General features: G+C 69.0%; 15 protein-coding genes. 7 read left to right on the forward strand and 8 right to left on the reverse strand.

Annotation, left to right across the window (positions count from 1 at the left end):
- Positions 1 to 39: 39 nt before the first annotated feature.
- The 4 genes from murB to catB all read right to left on the reverse strand — a co-directional run bounded on the left by murB (position 40) and on the right by catB (position 3,515).
- Positions 40 to 951, reverse strand: a complete 912-nt coding sequence (gene murB, locus V8J38_RS13335) for a UDP-N-acetylmuramate dehydrogenase (protein ID WP_338576317.1) — start codon at positions 949 to 951, stop codon at positions 40 to 42.
- A complete protein-coding gene (locus V8J38_RS13340; protein WP_338576319.1) occupies positions 948 to 1,370 on the reverse strand; it encodes a GFA family protein in 423 nt (140 codons plus the stop codon). Before V8J38_RS13340 ends, murB begins: the two co-directional genes overlap by 4 nt.
- Complete coding sequence (murC, locus tag V8J38_RS13345) at positions 1,367 to 2,812, reverse strand: UDP-N-acetylmuramate--L-alanine ligase (RefSeq protein ID WP_338576321.1); 1,446 nt, start codon at positions 2,810 to 2,812, stop codon at positions 1,367 to 1,369. The genes V8J38_RS13340 and murC overlap by 4 nt, the downstream gene beginning before the upstream one ends.
- Before the next feature lie 61 nt (positions 2,813 to 2,873).
- A complete protein-coding gene (catB, locus tag V8J38_RS13350) occupies positions 2,874 to 3,515 on the reverse strand; it encodes a type B chloramphenicol O-acetyltransferase (protein ID WP_338576323.1) in 642 nt (213 codons plus the stop codon).
- Positions 3,516 to 3,820: 305 nt separating this feature from the next.
- Between catB and V8J38_RS13355 the strand changes: the two genes are divergently transcribed.
- From V8J38_RS13355 to V8J38_RS13365, 3 genes are all read left to right on the forward strand, one after another.
- Positions 3,821 to 4,900, forward strand: coding sequence for a site-specific DNA-methyltransferase (locus V8J38_RS13355; RefSeq protein ID WP_338576325.1), 1,080 nt, complete (start codon positions 3,821 to 3,823; stop codon positions 4,898 to 4,900).
- A gap of 130 nt (positions 4,901 to 5,030) precedes the next feature.
- A complete protein-coding gene (locus V8J38_RS13360; RefSeq protein WP_338576326.1) occupies positions 5,031 to 6,122 on the forward strand; it encodes a glycosyltransferase family 4 protein in 1,092 nt (363 codons plus the stop codon).
- Positions 6,123 to 6,240: 118 nt separating this feature from the next.
- Positions 6,241 to 8,388 (forward strand): amylo-alpha-1,6-glucosidase, encoded by a 2,148-nt coding sequence (locus V8J38_RS13365; protein ID WP_338576327.1) that lies wholly within the window; start codon positions 6,241 to 6,243, stop codon positions 8,386 to 8,388.
- Here the strand turns inward: V8J38_RS13365 and mutY are convergent.
- A complete protein-coding gene (mutY, locus tag V8J38_RS13370) occupies positions 8,385 to 9,407 on the reverse strand; it encodes an A/G-specific adenine glycosylase (RefSeq protein ID WP_338576329.1) in 1,023 nt (340 codons plus the stop codon). The two genes, V8J38_RS13365 and mutY, sit on opposite strands and share 4 nt — an antisense overlap.
- 22 nt (positions 9,408 to 9,429) lie before the next feature.
- Between mutY and V8J38_RS13375 the strand changes: the two genes are divergently transcribed.
- The 4 genes from V8J38_RS13375 to smc all read left to right on the forward strand — a co-directional run bounded on the left by V8J38_RS13375 (position 9,430) and on the right by smc (position 14,840).
- Positions 9,430 to 9,993, forward strand: a complete 564-nt coding sequence (locus tag V8J38_RS13375; RefSeq protein ID WP_338578631.1) for a DUF721 domain-containing protein — start codon at positions 9,430 to 9,432, stop codon at positions 9,991 to 9,993.
- Between the two features lie 99 nt (positions 9,994 to 10,092).
- Entirely contained in the window at positions 10,093 to 10,728 is a 636-nt protein-coding gene (locus V8J38_RS13380; protein WP_338576330.1) for a thioredoxin domain-containing protein, read from the forward strand.
- A 4-nt stretch (positions 10,729 to 10,732) separates the two neighbouring features.
- Positions 10,733 to 11,389 (forward strand): DsbA family protein, encoded by a 657-nt coding sequence (locus V8J38_RS13385; protein ID WP_338576331.1) that lies wholly within the window; start codon positions 10,733 to 10,735, stop codon positions 11,387 to 11,389.
- A 10-nt stretch (positions 11,390 to 11,399) separates the two neighbouring features.
- Positions 11,400 to 14,840 carry a chromosome segregation protein SMC gene (gene smc / locus V8J38_RS13390; RefSeq protein ID WP_338576332.1) on the forward strand — a complete coding sequence of 1,147 codons (3,441 nt, stop codon included), beginning with the start codon at positions 11,400 to 11,402 and terminating at the stop codon, positions 14,838 to 14,840.
- Between the two features lie 224 nt (positions 14,841 to 15,064).
- On the opposite strand, the gene V8J38_RS13395 is transcribed toward smc, so the two are convergent.
- From V8J38_RS13395 to V8J38_RS13405, 3 genes are all read right to left on the reverse strand, one after another.
- Positions 15,065 to 15,925, reverse strand: coding sequence for a WecB/TagA/CpsF family glycosyltransferase (locus V8J38_RS13395; protein ID WP_338576333.1), 861 nt, complete (start codon positions 15,923 to 15,925; stop codon positions 15,065 to 15,067).
- Positions 15,926 to 16,084: 159 nt separating this feature from the next.
- Positions 16,085 to 16,507, reverse strand: coding sequence for a MucR family transcriptional regulator (locus V8J38_RS13400; protein WP_291778428.1), 423 nt, complete (start codon positions 16,505 to 16,507; stop codon positions 16,085 to 16,087).
- A 165-nt stretch (positions 16,508 to 16,672) separates the two neighbouring features.
- Entirely contained in the window at positions 16,673 to 17,890 is a 1,218-nt protein-coding gene (locus V8J38_RS13405; RefSeq protein ID WP_338576335.1) for a DUF2336 domain-containing protein, read from the reverse strand.
- Between the last annotated feature and the right edge of the window lie 34 nt (positions 17,891 to 17,924).

A 17,924-nucleotide genomic window follows, 5' to 3' on the forward strand; every position in this document is an offset into this window, starting at 1 on the left:
AAATTCGTCACCTTTCGTCCCTCTCCCGATGGGAGAGGGTTATTTCCGCCCGATCCGGCGGATTTCCCAGTTCAACTGCACGCCTGTCTTTTCCAGCACGTCGGCGCGGACGGCTTCGCCCAGACCCTCGATGTCGGCCGCCGTGGCCTCGCCGGGGTTGATCATGAAGTTGGAGTGCAGTTCGCTGAACTTGGCCCCCCCGCCGGTCACGGCGTGCAGCTTGCCGCGCCAGCCCGCCTCATCGACCAACTTCCAAGAGGAATGGCCGTCCGGGTTCTTGAAGGTCGAGCCGCCGGTCTTTTCGCGGATCGGCTGGGTCTTCTCGCGACGCTCGGTGATTTCCTGAATACGGGCGGCGACGGCCTCGGGCGCGTCGGGCGTCCCGCGCCAGGTCGCCTCGATCCAGATGATGTCGACCGGGGCGTTGGAGTGGCGATACGTGTAGCCGAAATCGGCCAGGGCCAGCTCGACCCGCTCGCCCTTGCGGTTCAGGCCCCAGGCGGAAACCAGCACGTCTTTCGTCTCAGCGCCGTAGCAGCCCGCGTTCATCGTCAGGGCGCCGCCGATCGAGCCGGGGATGCCCGCATAGAACTCCAGCCCGGCGATGCCCGCCTTGGCCGAGGCGCGCGCCACCATGCTGTCCAGCGCGCCTGCGCCCGCAGTGACTGTGACGCCGTCGGTCGTCACCTGCCCCCAGGCGCGGCCGGCCAGACGGATCACCACCCCCTCGACCCCGCCGTCGCGCACGATCAGGTTCGAGCCGACGCCGATCACGGTGACGGGTACGTCCTGGGGCAGGGCCTTCAGAAAGTCGGCCAGATCGTCGGCGTCCGCCGGAATGAACAGGGCGTCCGCCGCCCCGCCCACGCGGAACCAGGTGTAGGGGCCCAGCGGCTCGTTCAGCAGCAGCTTGCCGCGCACGGCGGGGAGATTATCGCGCCAGTCAGTCATTCGTGGTCCTGCCCCGGAAAGGCCTCGCCTGTCCGCCGCTGCGGCAGGCCGTCGTTGAGGGTCAGCCATGCGAGCTTCGACTGGACGCCGCAGTGTCCGGTCGCCGGCACGCGATCGGGGGCGTCGAGGCTGCCCAAGGATACACCGATCGTGTCGCCGTCTGCGGCGTCATAGGTCAGGGAGGCCCCGCAGGTCTGGCAAAACCCACGCTGCACGCTGGGCGAAGACGCATAGGTCGCGGGCGATTGCGTCAGCCAGCGGAAGGCCTCGCGCTTCACATCGGCAAAGGCGCCGAACACGGCGCCGACCGCCTTCTGGCAATCCCGACAATGGCAAAGCTCCGCACGCTCGGGCGCCGCCGACAGGACGTAGCGGGCCTGGCCGCAATGGCATCCTCCGGTGAGAGCGAACTCGCTCAACCCAGCGCCTCCAGCTGCGCCGGCAGGGCGTAGGCCCAGCTGGTGATGTCGCCCGCGCCCAGCAGGACGACCAGATCGCCCGGCTTCGCCTCTTCGCGGATGACGCGCGGCAGGGCGGCGGCGTTCTCCAGCGCGGCGACGTGACGGTGGCCGTAGCGGCGGACCCCCTCGACCAGGGCGTGCTTGTCGACGCCTTCGATCGGCTGTTCGCCCGCCGGATAGACATCGGCGACCAGCACGCTGTCCGCGTCCGAGAAACAGGTCGAGAAGTCCTGCATCAGATCGCGCAGGCGGGTGTAGCGGTGCGGCTGGACCACGGCGATGACGCGGCCGGGATTGTCGGCGTTGTGGACGACCTGACGCGCGGCCTTCAGCACGGCGGCGATCTCGACCGGGTGGTGGCCATAGTCGTCGATAACGCGCACCCCGCCCGCCACGCCCGTGGTGGTGAAGCGGCGCTTGACCCCGCCGAACCCCGCCAGCCCGGCGCGGATGGCGTCTTCGTCCACCCCGATCTCGCGCGCCACGGCGATGGCGGCCAGGGCGTTGGAGACGTTGTGCCACCCCGCCATCGGCAGGTGCAGGTTCTCGATGCGCGCGGGCTCTTCCAGCGCCGCCATCCCCTGCCCCTGGATCACCACGTCGAAGCGCGAGCCGTCCGGGTCCATGCGCACATTGTCGGCGCGGACCATGGCCTGGGGGTTGAGGCCGTAGGTGACCAGGCGGCGGTTGTCGATCTGGGCCGCCAGCTTCTGCACCTCGGGGTGGTCCAGGCAGACCACGCCGAAACCATAGAAGGGAATGTCCTCGATGAAGTCGCAGAAGGCCTTCTTCACCGCATCGAAGTCGCCGTAGTGGTCCAGGTGCTCCGGGTCGATGTTGGTGATGATCGCGACCGTGCACTTCAGGCGCAGGAAGGAGCCGTCGCTCTCGTCCGCCTCGACGACCATCCAGTCGCCCTCGCCTACCTTGGCGTTGGTGCCATAGGCGTTGATGATGCCGCCGTTGACCACTGTCGGGTCCAGCGAGCCGGCGTCCAGTAGGGCCGCGACCATGGAGGTCGTCGTCGTCTTGCCGTGAGTGCCGCCGACGCCGATCGAGAACTGCAGGCGCATCAGCTCGGCCAGCATCTCGGCCCGGCGGACCAGAGGAATGCGGCGTTCGCGCGCCACCATCAGCTCGGGGTTCGTCGGCTTGACCGCCGTGGAATAGACCACCGCCGAAACGCCCTCGGTCACATGGGCGGCGTCGTGGCCGATATAGATGCGGGCGCCCAGCTTTTCGAGCCGTTCGGTATTGGCGCTGGCCTTGGCGTCCGAGCCCTGCACCTGATAGCCGATCTTCAGCATGATCTCGGCGATGCCGCTCATGCCGATGCCGCCGATGCCGACGAAGTGGACAGGCCCGAGGGCGAACGGAACGGGGCGAAGACGACGGATCATCTTCGCCCCATAGCTCAAACAGGATGCGATTTGCACCATGCCTTCGCCGGGACGAGCGGGTTTATGCCGCCTGGACCTCAGCCCATTCGCGCCAGAAGGCGTACAGGACCGCGATGTCGCCACTGCACAGCATGGGCATGGCCTGGCCCAGCCGGGCGTCGTCCCAGTCCCACCACTTCATCTCCAGCAGCTTGGCGACGCTGTCGTCGTCGAACCGCTTGCGGATGACCCTGGCCGGATTGCCGCCGACGATGGCGTAGGGCTCGACATCGCGCGTCACCAGCGCCCGCGTGCCGATCACAGCGCCGTCGCCGACCTTCACGCCCGGCATGATGATGGCTTCGCTGCCGATCCAGACATCGTTGCCGATGACCGTGTCCCCCGCCTTCTGGAAGGCGTCGACCGCCCCGGCGAAATGCGGGACCTCGGGCATGTAGAAGAAGGGGAAGGAGCTGGCCCAGTCGTTCCGGTGCCCCTGATTGCCGGCCATGATGAAGGCCGCCCCGCTGCCGATCGAGCAGAAGTCGCCGATGATCAGCCGGTCTACGCCCGGCTCGGTCATCAGATAGCGGGCGCAGGCGTCAAAGCCGTGGCCGTGATACCAGCCGGAATAATAGCTGTAGCGCCCGACGATGATGTTGGGGTTGGTCACCAGATCGGACAGCAGTCGGCCCTTGAACGGGCTTTCGAAAACCTGAGTCATGGAAATCTCTATGTGCGCGGCCGCACCCAGTCAGCGCCGGGCGGCCTTGAAATTTTATCGAAGGGTATGAAGCGCACAGCCCTGAGACGCCGGGCGAAACCCGGTCGCACAGGGTGCGCCGCTCGGGGGCGTCAGGCCCGCACAGACGCTATCAGAAGAGTCTGATCGCCATTTCCATGCTGTGATCATGGCGCCCGCACCGCCCGGGCGCAATCAGCACAACCGCTGCCGTGTGAATCTTGGTTACTCCGCCTTAACCGTAAGGATTCACCATAAGCCCCTCATCTGTCCGGGGCCGCTTATCCATGTCCGAGTTGAAGACCGACGTCATCCTGCGTGGCGACTGCATCGAGGTGCTGAAGGGCCTGCCGGACAAGTCGGTGGACATGGTCTTCGCCGACCCGCCCTATAACCTGCAGTTGGGCGGCGACCTGCTGCGTCCGGACAACTCCAAGGTCGACGCGGTCGACGACGACTGGGACAAGTTCGACAGCTTCGCCGCCTATGACGCCTTCACCCGCGCCTGGCTGGGCGAATGCCGTCGGGTGCTGAAGGACGAGGGCAGCCTGTGGGTCATCGGCAGCTATCACAACATCTTCCGCCTGGGCGCGGCGATGCAGGACCTGGGCTTCTGGGTGCTGAACGACATCATCTGGCGCAAGTCGAACCCGATGCCGAACTTCAAGGGCACGCGCTTCACCAACGCCCATGAGACCCTGATCTGGGCCGCCAAGTCGCGCGAGCAGAAGCGCTACACCTTCAACTACGACGCGCTGAAGGCCTTCAACGAAGACACCCAGATGCGCTCGGACTGGACCCTGGCGCTGTGCACCGGCAATGAGCGGCTGAAGGACGAGAACGGCGACAAGGCCCATCCGACCCAGAAGCCCGAGGCTCTGCTGCACCGCGTCCTGCTGTCGGCCAGCCGCGTCGGCGACGTGGTGCTGGACCCCTTCTTCGGCACCGGCACGACGGGGGCGGCGGCCAGGCGTCTGGGCCGTCACTTCATCGGCATCGAGCGCGACGAGACCTACGCGAGCCTGGCCGAGAAACGCATCAAGGCCGTCATCCCCGCCGCGCCGGAAGACCTGGTCGTCACCGGCTCCAAGAAGGCCGAGCCCAAGGTGCCGTTCGGCGCCCTGGTCGAGGCCGGACTGCTGGCGCCGGGCGACAAGCTGTACTGCCCCAAGGGCGAGCGCGAGGCGCGGGTGCGGGCTGACGGCTCGCTGGTGTCCGGCGCCCTGACCGGCTCGATCCACAAGCTGGGCGCCCTGCTGGAAAACGCCCCGGCGTGCAACGGCTGGACCTACTGGCGCTTCAAGACGGATACGGGCCTGCGCCCCATCGACGCCCTGCGCGCCGAGATCCGGGCCGGGATGCAGTAAAGGGCGAATTTCGTTCGCTCCTAACTCACAGGCGGGATTGAAGAATATCGTTCCAGCAACGCTGGAACCCGGCGAACCTGGGCGGATTGAGGTTGCAGCGCCGCGTATCGACGCGACGCAGGAGCCCGCCATGAAAATCGCCCAAGTCACGCCTTTGTATGAGGCCGTGCCGCCCCGTCTTTACGGCGGCACGGAGCGCGTGGTCGCCCATCTGACCGACGCCCTTGTCGATCTCGGCCACGACGTCACCCTGTTCGCCAGCGCCGATGCGCGCACCCGCGCCCGCCTGGTTCCGGTTCGCGACCAGGCCATGCGCCTTGACCCCGCCCCGCTGAAGTCGGATCTGGCGGCGCATATGAGCCAGCTGGCCGAGGTGCTGGACCGCGCCGACCGTTTCGACGTCATACATTTCCACACCGACATGGTCCATTTTCCCTTCTTCGAGGGTTGGGCGGACAAGACGGTGACGACCCTGCACGGGCGGCTCGACTTGAAGGATCTGGCGCCCGTGTATGACCGCTGGTCGGAGTTCGGCCTGGTGTCGATCTCGGACGATCAGCGCCGCCCCCTGCCCCACGCCAATTGGCGCGCGACCGTGCACCACGGCATGCCGGGCGACCTCTATCGCTTCTCGCCCCGGTCGCAGGGCTATCTGGCCTTCCTGGGCCGCATCTCGCCGGAGAAGCGCCCGGACCGCGCCATCGAGATCGCGACCCGACTGAACAAGCCGCTGAAGATCGCGGCCAAGGTCGACGCCGCCGACCGCGTCTATTGGGAGACGGTGATCGAGCCGCTGGTGCGGGGCAATCCCCTGGTCGAGTTCGTCGGCGAGATCGGCGATGCGGAAAAGTCCGCCTTCCTGGGCGGCGCCGAGGCCCTGCTGTTCCCCATCGACTGGCCCGAGCCGTTCGGCCTGGTGATGATCGAGGCCATGGCCTGCGGCACGCCCGTCGTGGCCTTCGCCTGCGGCTCGACTCCCGAGATCATCGAGGACGGCGCCACCGGCTTCCTGGTCTCGACCATGGAGGAGGCGGTCGCCGCCGCCGCCCGGGCGCATCGGCTGGACCGGGAGGCGATCCGGGCGCGGTTCGACCTGCGCTTCTCCGCCACGGCCATGGCGCGGCGGTATCTGGACGTCTACGCCGATCTTCTGGCGCAGCGGCCGTTCGCGGCGCCGATGCGGAGCATCGAGGAAGAACGCAGCTTCGCCGCCCTGGCCTGACCTCTCCGCCTGAACAGCCGAGCCTGACGACGAACGCCGTTTTCATCTGAACTGAACCGCCTCCCCGGCCGTTCGCTTGTGACTTCATCAGGGGGACGAACCGCAAGCGGAGACGCTTATGGACGACGCCTATTCTGTCCAGGCCACGGCCGCCGACACCAATGATCAGGACGGTCTCGAGACCCTGATGGCGCTGAAGGACGGCGACGCCTTCCTCGTCGCCGATCACTGGGGGGATGTGAAGGCGGGCGCAGACGGCCTGTTCGAGCGGGACACGCGGCTGCTGTCCCGCTTCGTCCTGACGGTCGGGCGCGCGCGGCCGTCACGGCTCAGTTCGGGCGTGACCAAGGACAACGTCTTCTTCACCTGTCATTCCACCAACCGGCCCCTGCCGCCGATGGGCGGGCGCTCGGCCCCGGCGGGAGTGCTGCACCTGGAGCGACGACGCTTCCTTTGGAACCGGCGCCTGTTCGAGCGGGTGCGGATGGTCAACCACGGCGTCGAAGACATCCTGCTGCCGCTGACGTTCGAGTTCGACGCCGACTTCGCCGACATCTTCCAGGTGCGCGGCACGGTGCGGTCCCAACACGGTGAAATCCATCCGCCGGTGATCGACGGACGGCGCGTGACCTTCAGCTACACCGGCCTGGACGGCGTGGGACGGACCAGTTGTCTGGCCTTCTCGGAGCCGCCCGCCCGCCTCAGCGCCAATCGGGCCGAGTTCATGTTCAGCCTGCCGCGCGGGCGCAGCCTGGACCTGTTCATCGAATGCGGCCTGGACGCCTGCGAACAACCGGACGAGACGCGCTGGCGCTGGCACGCCATCCTGGCGCGGCTGGCCATGCGGCGACGGCTGCGAAGGGGCGCCATCGTCGAGGGCGGGCGCAACCAGGGCTTCAACGACTGGCTACGACAGTCGCGGGCCGACATCGCCCTTCTAGTCACCGACCTGCCGACGGGCCCCTATCCCTATGCGGGGACGCCGTGGTTCTCGACCCCGTTCGGGCGCGACGGCATCATCACCGCCTGGCAGATGCTGTGGATCGACCCCGGCCTGGCCAAGGGGGTGCTGACCTATCTGGCCTCGCGCCAGGCGACCGAGACCAACGCCTTCATGGACTCGGCCCCCGGCAAGATCATGCACGAGACGCGCGGCGGCGAGATGAGCGTGCTGGGCGAGGTGCCCTTCGGCCTCTACTACGGGGGCGTCGACACCACCTGTCTGTTCATCGCCCTGGCCGGCGCCTACGCCAAGCGCACCAACGACTATGAGACGGTGCGCGCCCTGTGGCCCCATCTGATCGCGGCGGCGGGCTGGATGAGCGACTACGGCGACAGCAACGGCGACGGCCTGATCGACTACGCGCGTGCGGCCGACACTGGCCTGTCGAACCAGGGCTGGAAGGACTCTGAAGACTCCATCTTCCACGCCGACGGCCGCTTTCCCAAGGGGCCGATCGCCCTGCTGGAGGTCCAGGGCTACGCCTTCGCCGCCTGGAAAGCGCTGGCCGAGATGGGCGCCGTACTCGGCGACGGTCGCGCTCTCGAATGGGCGAACCGGGCCGAGGCGCTGCGCGCCCTGGTCGAGGACCGCTACTGGATGGAGGACGAGGGCTTCTACGCCATCGCCCTGGACGGCGACGGGGAGCAATGCCGCGCCATCGCCTCCAACGCCGGGCATCTGCTGTTCACCGGCCTGCCTTCGCACGAACGGGCGCGACAAGTGACGCGGCGGATGCTGACGGCCGAGTTCCGTTCCGGCTGGGGCCTGCGAACCCTGGCCAAGGGACAGGCTCGCTTCAACCCGATGAGCTATCACAACGGCTCGGTCTGGCCGCACGACACGGCCCTGGCGGCGGCGGGCATGGCCCGCTACGGCGAGCGGCGGGCGGTGGCGATGCTGCTGGGCGAGATCTACGGCTCGGCCGCCCATTTCCAGATGCGCCTGCCCGAACTGTTCTGCGGCTTCGTGCGCGAGACGGGCGAGCCGCCCATCGCCTATCCGGTCGCCTGCCTGCCCCAGGCCTGGGCGGCCAGCTCGGTCTTCCTGATGATGCAGTCGGTGCTGGGCCTGAGCATCGACGCCGCCGAGGGCCTGGTCGAGGTCAACAATCCCGCCCTGCCCGCCGGGCTGGACCGGCTGTCGATCACGCGCCTGAAGGTCGGCGAGGGGGTGATCGACCTGCACTTCCAGCGCCTGAGCGGCCATGTGGTGGTGATGCCGCGCGAACGCAGCGGGATGGTGAACCTGAGGGCGACGGGCTAGGCGGCGCCCAGAGCCCGCTCCAGCGCCTTTCTGAACACGGTCGGCAAGGCTTTGGCCGCCTCGTCCGCCGGGGTCCATGAGAAATCGCCCTCGCCCGTCGCCACATGCACCTCCAGCGTCAGGCTGAAGTGGGTGAAGACGTGCTCCACCGCCCCGGCCGCGCGCCAGTCGCCCCCGATCGGCGGGGCGAAATCCGGCGTCGCCCCCCAGTCCGACGTCGGCAGGCCCGCCATGCCCCCCAGCAGTCCCTTGTCCGGCCGCCGCACCAAGGCGACGCGCCCCGTTGCGTCGATCAGCACATAGGCGTGGCCGCGCCGATGCGGCCGTTCGGCCTTCTTCGTCTTCAGGGGATAGCGTTCAGGCGTCCCCGTCTTCAGCGCCTCGCAGCCGAAGGTCAGCGGACATCGCTCGCATAGCGGCGACTTGGGCCGACAGACCCCCGAGCCCAGGTCCATCAAGGCCTGCGCCCAGTCCCCCGGCCTGTGCGCATCGACGAACAGGCCCGCCAGCCGCCGCAGTTCGGGCCGGGCGGCGGGCAGCGGAGTCTCGACCGCGAACAGGCGGCTCATCACCCGCTCGACATTGCCGTCGACGACGTTGGCGGGCTGGTCGAAGGCGATGGCGGCCACGGCCGCGGCGGTGTAGGCGCCCACTCCCGGCAAGGCCAGCAGCTCGACCTCGGTCTGCGGGAAGGCCCCGCCGTGCTCGGCCGCCACCGCGCGGGCGCAGGCCAGCAGGTTGCGCGCCCTGGCGTAGTAGCCCAGCCCCGCCCAGGCGGCCATCAGCTCGGCGTCCTCCGCCGCCGCCAGATCCTTCACGGTCGGCCAGCGCGTGGTGAACCGTTCGAAATAGGGCGTCGCGTGCGGCACCGTGGTCTGCTGCAGCATCACCTCGGACAACCAGACGCGATAGGGGTCGGTCTTCGCCCTGGCCCCCGGCGGCGCGCGCCACGGCAGGCCGCGCGCATGGGCGTCATACCAATCGAGCAGGGCGGTGCGGAGGGAGGGGACGTCGACCATGAGTTCAGGCTATATAGAACGAATGCGCCGCACCCTGCCTACCGAAGCTGAAGCGCGCCAGATTCTGGCGCAGAGGCGCACGCGCCCGGCCCTGCGCCCGCCGCCCCCTGCGGGCCGGTCGCTGGCGCCGTTGATCAAGAAGCTGGACGCCCAGTTCGGACGCGGCGCCTCGGCGCTGGAGCCGCGCTGGGTCGAGATCGTGGGCGAACGGCTGGCGCGCGTCACCCGCCCGCAGAAGCTGACCAAGGGACGAGGCAATGCCGGCGGGACCCTGGAGCTGCGCGTCGCAGGCCCCGCCGCCCTGCTGGTCCAGCATCAGTCGGCGGACATCATCCAGCGCGTGAACCTGTTTCTCGGGGCGGGCTCGGTCGAGAAGCTGCGCATCGCCCAGGGGCCGGTGAAACCCCTGCCCGCCTCGGGCGCCAAGCCCCGCCCGCGCGGCCGCGCGGTCCTGCCGCCCCTGCCCGCCGCCACGGAAGCGGCGCTGAACGCCTCGGTCGAAGCGGCGCCCGAGGGGCTGAAGGCGGCCCTCGGCAAGCTGGGCCGCGCCGTGCTGTCGCAGCCGCCGCGCGACGAGGGGCGTTGACAAACCTTCGCCATCGGCGTTCTCGACATTCAGACGATTTCGCCTGCGCGCGCGAATCGCGCGACGTTTCTGAATCTCATTTCTGACAAGGACCATCCGATGGCCCCGACCTTCAAATACGCCGCCATGAGCCGCCGTGCGGCGCTGTCCGCCGCGGCCCTGGCCTCCATGGCCGTGCTGGCGGGTTGTTCGGGCGGAGCTACCGGCGGCGCCGCCGAGGGCGACATGGCGCTGGGCGCCGATGAAGGCGCCAAGGTCACCGTCGTTGAATACGCCTCGGTCACCTGCGGCCACTGCGCCGTGTGGAACGAGGAAGTCTGGCCTGAATTCAAGACGAAGTACGTCGACAACAAGAAGGTCCGCTACGTCTTCCGCGAGTTCCCGACGCCGCCGCAGGACATCGCCGTCGCCGGCTTCCTGATCGCCCGCTGCGCCGGACCGGACAAGTATTTCGACGTCGTCGAAGACATCATGGCCAGCCAGAAGGAATGGATGGCGGGCGTCCAGCCGCGCACCACCCTGTTCCGCGCCGGACAGGCGGCGGGCCTCAGCGAGCAGCAGATCAACGACTGCATCCGCGACAAGGGCGCCATCGAGGCGATGGAGAAGCGCATCCAGGCCGGCATCAGCGCCGGCGTGACCGGCACCCCCTACTTCCTCGTCAACGGCGTCAAGGTGGCGGACAGCTCGCTGTCGGGCCTGTCCGAGGTCATCGACGCCGAACTGGCGAAGTAAGCCGATGCTGCGGCCGCGCCTGACTCTCAACGCCCTGTTGGGCGCAGCCGCCCTGGCGACCGCCGCCGTCGCCAGCCCTTCGGCCGCGCTCGATCCGGCCGTAACGCGCGCCTCCACGACGGCGGCTGTCCCCGCGGTCACGGCCGCCGACCGCGTGCTGGGTCGGGCCGACGCCCCGGTGACGGTGATCGAATACGCCTCCTTCACCTGCAACCACTGCGCCGCCTGGACCAATGAGACCCTGCCGCAGTTCAAGGCGCGCTACATCGACACCGGCAAGGTGCGGCTGGTGTTCCGCGACATGCCCACGGCGCCGGCCCAGATCGCGGCGACGGCGGCGGGCATAGCGCGCTGCGCCGCGCCGAACCGCTTCTTCGATGTCGCCCACAGCCTGATGAGCGGTCAGGCCGCCGCCTTCGAAAAGGGCGACCCCCGCGACTGGTTCGCCGCAGCCGTCGCCGCCAGCGGCCGCAGCCAGGAACAGATCGAAGCCTGCATGAAGGACCCCGCGACCAGCCAGGCCCTTCAGGCCGAGGTCGAGGGCGCCGTGGCGGCCGGGGTGACCGGCACGCCCTCCTTCTTCGTCAACGGCAAGCGGGTCAGCGACCATTCGCTGGAGGCCCTATCGGCGGCCATCGACCCGCTGATCCGGACCCGCTGATCGGGACGCGATGCAGTTCCAGCGCCTCCGGCTCGTCGGCTTCAAATCCTTCGTCGACCCGGCCGAGGTGCAGATCGAGGCCGGGCTGACCGGCATCGTCGGGCCCAACGGCTGCGGCAAGTCGAACGTGCTGGAAAGCCTGCGCTGGGTCATGGGCGCCAACTCGGCCAAGGCCATGCGCGGCCAGGGCATGGAGGACGTGATCTTCGCCGGCGCCGCGGGCCGTCCGCCGCGCAACCACGCCGAAGTCCAGCTGACCATCGACAACGCCCAGAAGCGCGCGCCCCAGCCCTTTACCGATGCGCCCATGCTGGAGGTGTCGCGCCGGATCGAGCGCGGCCGCGGCTCGACCTATCGCATCAACGGCAAGGAGGTGCGGGCGCGCGACGTGCAACTGCTGTTCGCCGACGCCTCCACCGGCGCCAACAGTCCGGCGCTGGTGCGTCAGGGCCAGATCTCGGAACTGATCGCCGCCAAGCCCCAGAACCGCCGACGCATCCTTGAAGAAGCCGGGGGCGTCGCGGGCCTGCACACCCGGCGCCATGAGGCGGAGCTGCGGCTCAAGGCGGCCGAGACCAACCTCGACCGACTGGACGACATCGGCAAGGAGCTGGAGTCGACGCTGAACCGGCTGAAACGCGAGGCGCGTCAGGCGGAGAAATACAAGAAGATCTCGGCCGAGATCCGCGCCCTTCAGGCGGCCCTGCTCTACGTCCGCTGGACGGACGCCAAGGCGGCGGCCGAGACGGCGGCGGCCGAACTGCGCGAGGCTGACCGGCTCGTCGCCGAGACGACCACGGCGGCGGCGGCGGCCCAGACGGCGGCCCTCAATGCTCAGGAAGGGCTGAAGCCTGCGCGCGAGGAAGACGCGGTGGCCACCGCCCTGCTGAACCGCGCCATCATCGAGCGCGACCGGCTGGACATGGCCGAACAGGCCGCGCGCGCCGAGGTCGACCGTCTGAAGGCCGAGGTCGCCCGCATCGAGGCCGACCGCGTGCGCGAAGACGGCATGGCCGCCGACGCCGGGCACGAACTGGAACGGCTGGATCGCGAACTGGACAAGCTGAAGGCCGAGATCGCCGCCGCCCCCGAACGCGGCCCCGAACTGGAACGCGCTCTGCTGGAGGCTGAGGACGCGCGCAAGGCCGCCGACGCCGAGGTCGAACGGCTGGCCGGGACGCTGGCCGCCGTCGAGGCCCGCGCCAACGCCGAAAGCGCCCGCAAGCGCGACGCCGAGGCCCGGCTCGCGCGGGTGAAGGGCCAGCACGAACAGGCCCGCCGCGAACGCGAGGCGCTCGGCCCGCTGGAGACGCCCGAGATCGAGACGGCGCGCACGGCGCTGGAAACCGCTCAGACCGAACTGACCGCCGCGCGCGAAGCCGTCGAAGCCGCCGAGGCCAAACGCAGCGACATCGCCCGCGCCGAGCAGGAGGCGCGCACCGCCGCCCGCGCCGCCGAGGACCGGCTCGGTCGGCTGCAGACCGAGGCGCGCGGGCTGGCGCAACTGCTGCTCACCGGCAAGCGCGAGCACCCTCCGGCGCTGGACAAGGTGTCGGCGGCCAAGGGCTATGAGGCGGCGCTGGCGGCGGCGCTGGGCGATGATCTGGACGCCGCGCTGGACGCCCGCGCGCCGGCGCACTGGGCCGGCGCCGACGCCGCCCTGCCGGAATGGCCACAAGGCGTCGAGCCCCTGTCCGCCCATGTGACGGCGCCGGATCAGCTGGCGGCGCGTCTGGCCTTCTGCGGCATGGCCGCGCGTGAGCGGATCGCCGAACTGGCCCGCGCCCTGCCGCGCGGCGCGCGCCTGACGACGGTCGAGGGCGACCTCTATCGCTGGGACGGCTTCGTCAGCCGCGCCGAGGCGCCCCGGCCCGCCGCCGTGCGTCTGGCCCAGCGCACCCGCCTGTCGGAACTGGAAGCCGAGATCGACCTCGGCAAGCCCGCGCTGGAGACGGCGCAAAGCGCGCTGAAGGCGGCGGGCGAAGCCTTCCGCGCCGCCGAGGAAGCGGTGAAGGCCGCGCGGCTGCGCCCCTTCACGCTGGACAAGCAGGTCGTCTCGGCCCGCGATCGGCTGGAATCCCTGATGCGCGATCAGGCCCGCAAGGAGGCCCGCGCCCAATCGCTGGACGAGAGCGTCGCCCGGCTGGAGGGCGAGGTTCAGGAGGCCGAGACCGCCTTCGCCGAAGCCAGTTCGGTGGAGTCGTCCTCCGACGTCGTCGTCGGCCTGCGTCAGGAACTGACCGAGGCGCGCGGCGGCGCCGAGCGCGCCCGGCTGGCGGCGCAGGCCGCCCGCTCGATCCGCGACGAAGAAGCCCGCGACCGCGCCATGCGCGAGCAGCGGCTGGGCAGCCTCTCCCGCGCCCGCGAAGGCTGGGTCACGCGATCCAGCGACAGCGCCGCCCGCCTCAAGACGCGGGAGCGCGATGCGGAGAAGGCGCAAGTCGCCCTGACCAAGGCCGAAGCCGCGCCCGCCGGTTTCGCCGAGCAGCGCAACGCCCTGATGGACTCCCTGGCCGAGGCCGAGAAGCGCAAGCAGGCCGCGACCGACGCCGTCGCCGTGGCCGAGGCGGGCGCGCAGGAGGCTGACCGCGCCGCCCGCGCCGCCGAAACGGCTGCGTCTCAGGCCCGCGAAAGCCGGGCAGGCCTTCACGCCCGCGCCGAGGCCGCCGCCGAGAAGCTGGCCGAGAGCGCCGCCAACATCCGCGAGACGGCGCAGATGTCGCCCGAGGAGCTGGGCAAGAAGCTGACCGACGACGCCATCGCCCGCCCGCCCGACGCGGCGGGCGCCGAAAGCCTGCTCTACGGTCTTGAGCGCGAGCGCGAGGCGCTGGGCGCCGTCAACCTGCGCGCCGAGGAGGAGGCGGCGGAATACGGCGACCGCCTCAGCGCCATGAAGACCGAGCGCATCGACCTGACGCAGGCGATCGCGAAACTCAGGGACGGCATCGATGAACTGAACGCCGAGGGGCGCGAGCGGCTGATCGCCGCCTTCGAGGTCATCAACACCAACTTCAAGACTCTGTTCGAGGCCCTGTTCGGCGGCGGTCAGGCCGAGCTGAAGCTGGTTGAGAGCGACGATCCGCTGGAGGCGGGTCTGGAAATCTACGCCTGCCCGCCCGGCAAGCGGCTGTCGGTGATGAGCCTGATGAGCGGAGGCGAGCAGGCCCTGACGGCGGCGGCGCTGATCTTCGGCGTCTTCCTGGCCAATCCGGCGCCCGTCTGCGTGCTGGACGAGGTGGACGCGCCGCTGGACGACGCCAACGTCGACCGCTTCTGCCGGATGCTGCACGAGATGCGCAGCCGCACCGACACCCGCTTCATCGTCATCACCCACAACCCGGTGACCATGAGCCGGATGGACCGCCTCTACGGCGTCACCATGCCCGAGCGCGGCATGAGCCAGCTGGTCAGCGTCGACCTGCAACAGGCCGAGGAGATCGTCACGGCGTGATCCGAGGCGCGGGGTCGGCGTGGACGGAAAAAACAGAGTCCAATTCGTCTGAATCGTCTGAAATCGGCGCGGTCGTCTCCTTGTCGGCCCGCGCCGTCCTCGGCGCTGTGAGGAGTATGCGGGCTGGCTAGAGGACAGCCGGTCGATCCGGCCTCACCAAGAAAAAGCCTCGAGAATTCAACGCCTCAATCAGCGTCATTGCGATGGTTGACAAGGGGCGCGGTTCAGCGTTTTCTGCGCCGCATGGCCGCGCGCACGTCGCCCAGCGCCGGTCCGATCAGGAACCAGGGCTCGATGCAGTAGCGCGCAAACAGCCGCTTCGGATCGGCGAACAGGCGGAACAGCCATTCGACGCCCAGCCGTCCCATCCAGCGCGGCGCGGCCTTCTGAACCCCGGCCTCATAGTCGAAGGCGGCGCCCACCGGCAGGATCGGAACCGCCGGCAGAGACGCCAGATTGTCCGCGATCCATAGTTCCTGACGCGGCATCCCCATGCCGACGAACAGCACGTGCGGGGCGAAATCCCTGACCGCCGCCAGAACCGCCGTATTGCCCAAGGACCCGGGCGTCGCGTCGAAATAGCCGCTGAGCCCCTTCACCATCGCGCCCGGATAGCGGGCCGCCAGTCGCCGCGCCGCCTCTTCCGCCACGCCGTCGGCGCCGCCGACATAGAGGACGCGCCAGCCCTTGCGGTCGGCCAGGCTCCAGAAATGATCGCGCCAGTCCAGATAGGTGCAGCGGTGCTGCGGCCGCGCGGGATGGCCCAGCAAACGCGCGAAATGGATCAGCGGCGTCGAGTCCAGCTCGATCAGATCGGCCGCCTCGTACAGGCGCCGCATCCCCGGCGTGCGCCGGATCAGATAGAGACTGTGCAGATTGTGGTTGGCGACGATGCTCTGCACGCCCGCGTCCACGCTGCGCTCCAGATGCAGCAGCACCTCTTCGGGCCGAACCAGATCGATCGGCTCGCCCAGCAGGGTGATCCGCTCGTCGGGACGGCGCGTCTGGCGAAACGGCGCACGGATGCGTCGCCGCCGATCGGGCGGAGGGCCGGAAGGATCGAAACCGGAAGGCGCGTGGTACATGCCGTCTGTCTAGCGCGGCCGTTTCAACGGCAGGTGTGCGGACAGGGTTAACCGCCGCCGCGCCTCAGGTCACCCCTGTCCCAGGCTGTGCGTCTGACAGCAAAACGCCCGCCCTTCGATCGAAGAGCGGGCGTTGCATCTCTCGGATGCGTAAGCGGATTACTTACGCGTGGCGCGGGCCGGCTTACGGCCGCCCTGGCCCAGACCCATCTGCTTGGCCAGTTCCGAACGCGCCTTGGCGTAGTTTGGGGCGACCATGGGATAGTCTTTCGGCAGACCCCACTTGGCGCGGTATTCTTCGGGGCTCATATTGTATTTGGTGCGCAGGTGACGCTTCAGCGACTTGAACTTGCGACCGTCCTCCAGGCAGATCAGGAAGTCCGGCGTGATCGACTTGCGAACCGGGACCGCCGGTTCCTGGGGCTCGGGCTCGGGCTCGACCGGAGCGACCGAAACGCCCGAAAGAGCCGCGTGGACCTGTGCGATCAGACCCGGCACGGCGTCAGCCGAAACGGAATTGTTGCTGACATAGGCCGACACGATGTCAGCGGTCATCTCGAGCAGTTCGGGTTTTTCTTCCATCTGCATCAGCCTCTTGCATGCCCCATTTTCAATCGACTGATCTGAATCGACCTGCCGTCGAGCGGTTTCATACTTATGTTTTGTATTGAAAGCAATGCGGAGGCGATTTCTCGCTCAAGAAGCGAAGTGTGAGCTCGAATTCAGCATAGATCAGGAACGGCCATTTCAACGACCAAAGTTATCCGCCAAGGCGAGCGCCGCCGCGCGCTCGGGCGCCGAGTATTCGTCGATCATCTGGTCTTCACCATCGCGAATGGCGCGCAGCAGGGTCGGCGTCAGAGCGGATGACAGGGACCAGTTCCAGTAACGCAGCACTGTCTGGGCGCGATCGACGGCCAGCATTTCATAGGTCAGCTGCACCCGGCTCCAGTCCGGATGCACGGGGCCATCCGCCGTCGTCTCGGGTCGACGCATGGATCGCCACAGGGTCTGAAGACTAGAACTCGTCAGCCCCGCCGCCTTGCAGAGTATAGCCACAGGCTCTCCGCCGGGATCGCCCATGATCTTGGCCGCCGTCAGCGGCTTCACCCCGGAAAGATGGCCGATCTCGCCGACCAGGTCGCGCGACAGGCCGTGGGCGGCCGCCGCAGCGACGGCGGCCTCAAGGTCAGCATAGGGGCTCTTCTCTATCGCCGCGCGATTTCGCTGACGTCTTTCAATGAACTGAAGCGCCTTGCGCGCCACCGGGTCGGCCCAGCCCTCCTCAGCCGCCAGGGCGAAGACGTCCTCGACGCTGGTCTGCATGACGTCGCGCGAGACGGCGAAACGCTGCAGGATGACGCGTCGGTCGTCCGGCCCGCACCACCAGAACATCACATAGGCCCCCGAGGGGCGCAGTTCCGGCCGCTTCAGCAGAGCCGTGCAGAGCGCACGCGACGAACGGCTGAGGGCGATCACGCCCTCGAGGCTGGTCTGGGTCAGACGGGCGGAGGGGTTGGCCAGGACGGCGGCGATGACCGGCTCCTCGCCCCAGCTCAACAGGGTGTCGGTCACAGCCTCCGACAGGTCGCGCCGGGCGGCCATCATCAGCCGATGCCGGATCGTGGCGTCCCGCGCGCAGCCGATCAGATCGGCGTCCGACAGGGCGGCGCAGTCTTCCAGCAACGGCGCCGCCACCGGCGGTTCGTCGCGCAACAGCAGGCGTTTCAGGGCGTCCGGCAGTTCGCCGAGAGGGGCCAGCCGCAAGGCCACGCGCCGCCGCTCCTCCAGCGTCGCCGGACGCAGCACGTCGACCAGAAGATCGCCGACCACCGCCCGCTCGAAGGCGTTGATCCGGCTGGCGGGCAGGCTGACGACATCGGCCAGCCGACGCAGCAGCACCTGCCGCGCCGTGCGCCCGCGCGGCGTGCTCGTCTCGTTCAAACTGGCCTGGGTGTCGCCCATGACGACACCCTAGGCGTCAGCGGTTAACCAGCAG

It is taken from the genome of Brevundimonas olei, from assembly GCF_037055245.1.
Taxonomy (GTDB): Bacteria; Pseudomonadota; Alphaproteobacteria; order Caulobacterales; family Caulobacteraceae; genus Brevundimonas; species Brevundimonas olei.

Coding starts and splice junctions, on each gene's coding strand:
- V8J38_RS13385 (WP_338576331.1), top strand. CDS start 10,733: ATGCTGCGGCCGCGCCTGACTCTCAACGCCCTGTTGGGCGCAGCCGCC.
- V8J38_RS13405 (WP_338576335.1), bottom strand. CDS start 17,890: ATGGGCGACACCCAGGCCAGTTTGAACGAGACGAGCACGCCGCGCGGG.
- V8J38_RS13375 (WP_338578631.1), top strand. CDS start 9,430: ATGCGCCGCACCCTGCCTACCGAAGCTGAAGCGCGCCAGATTCTGGCG.
- murC (WP_338576321.1), bottom strand. CDS start 2,812: ATGATCCGTCGTCTTCGCCCCGTTCCGTTCGCCCTCGGGCCTGTCCAC.
- smc (WP_338576332.1), top strand. CDS start 11,400: ATGCAGTTCCAGCGCCTCCGGCTCGTCGGCTTCAAATCCTTCGTCGAC.
- catB (WP_338576323.1), bottom strand. CDS start 3,515: ATGACTCAGGTTTTCGAAAGCCCGTTCAAGGGCCGACTGCTGTCCGAT.
- murB (WP_338576317.1), bottom strand. CDS start 951: ATGACTGACTGGCGCGATAATCTCCCCGCCGTGCGCGGCAAGCTGCTG.
- V8J38_RS13355 (WP_338576325.1), top strand. CDS start 3,821: ATGTCCGAGTTGAAGACCGACGTCATCCTGCGTGGCGACTGCATCGAG.
- V8J38_RS13395 (WP_338576333.1), bottom strand. CDS start 15,925: ATGTACCACGCGCCTTCCGGTTTCGATCCTTCCGGCCCTCCGCCCGAT.
- mutY (WP_338576329.1), bottom strand. CDS start 9,407: ATGGTCGACGTCCCCTCCCTCCGCACCGCCCTGCTCGATTGGTATGAC.
- V8J38_RS13400 (WP_291778428.1), bottom strand. CDS start 16,507: ATGGAAGAAAAACCCGAACTGCTCGAGATGACCGCTGACATCGTGTCG.
- V8J38_RS13360 (WP_338576326.1), top strand. CDS start 5,031: ATGAAAATCGCCCAAGTCACGCCTTTGTATGAGGCCGTGCCGCCCCGT.
- V8J38_RS13365 (WP_338576327.1), top strand. CDS start 6,241: ATGGACGACGCCTATTCTGTCCAGGCCACGGCCGCCGACACCAATGAT.
- V8J38_RS13380 (WP_338576330.1), top strand. CDS start 10,093: ATGGCCCCGACCTTCAAATACGCCGCCATGAGCCGCCGTGCGGCGCTG.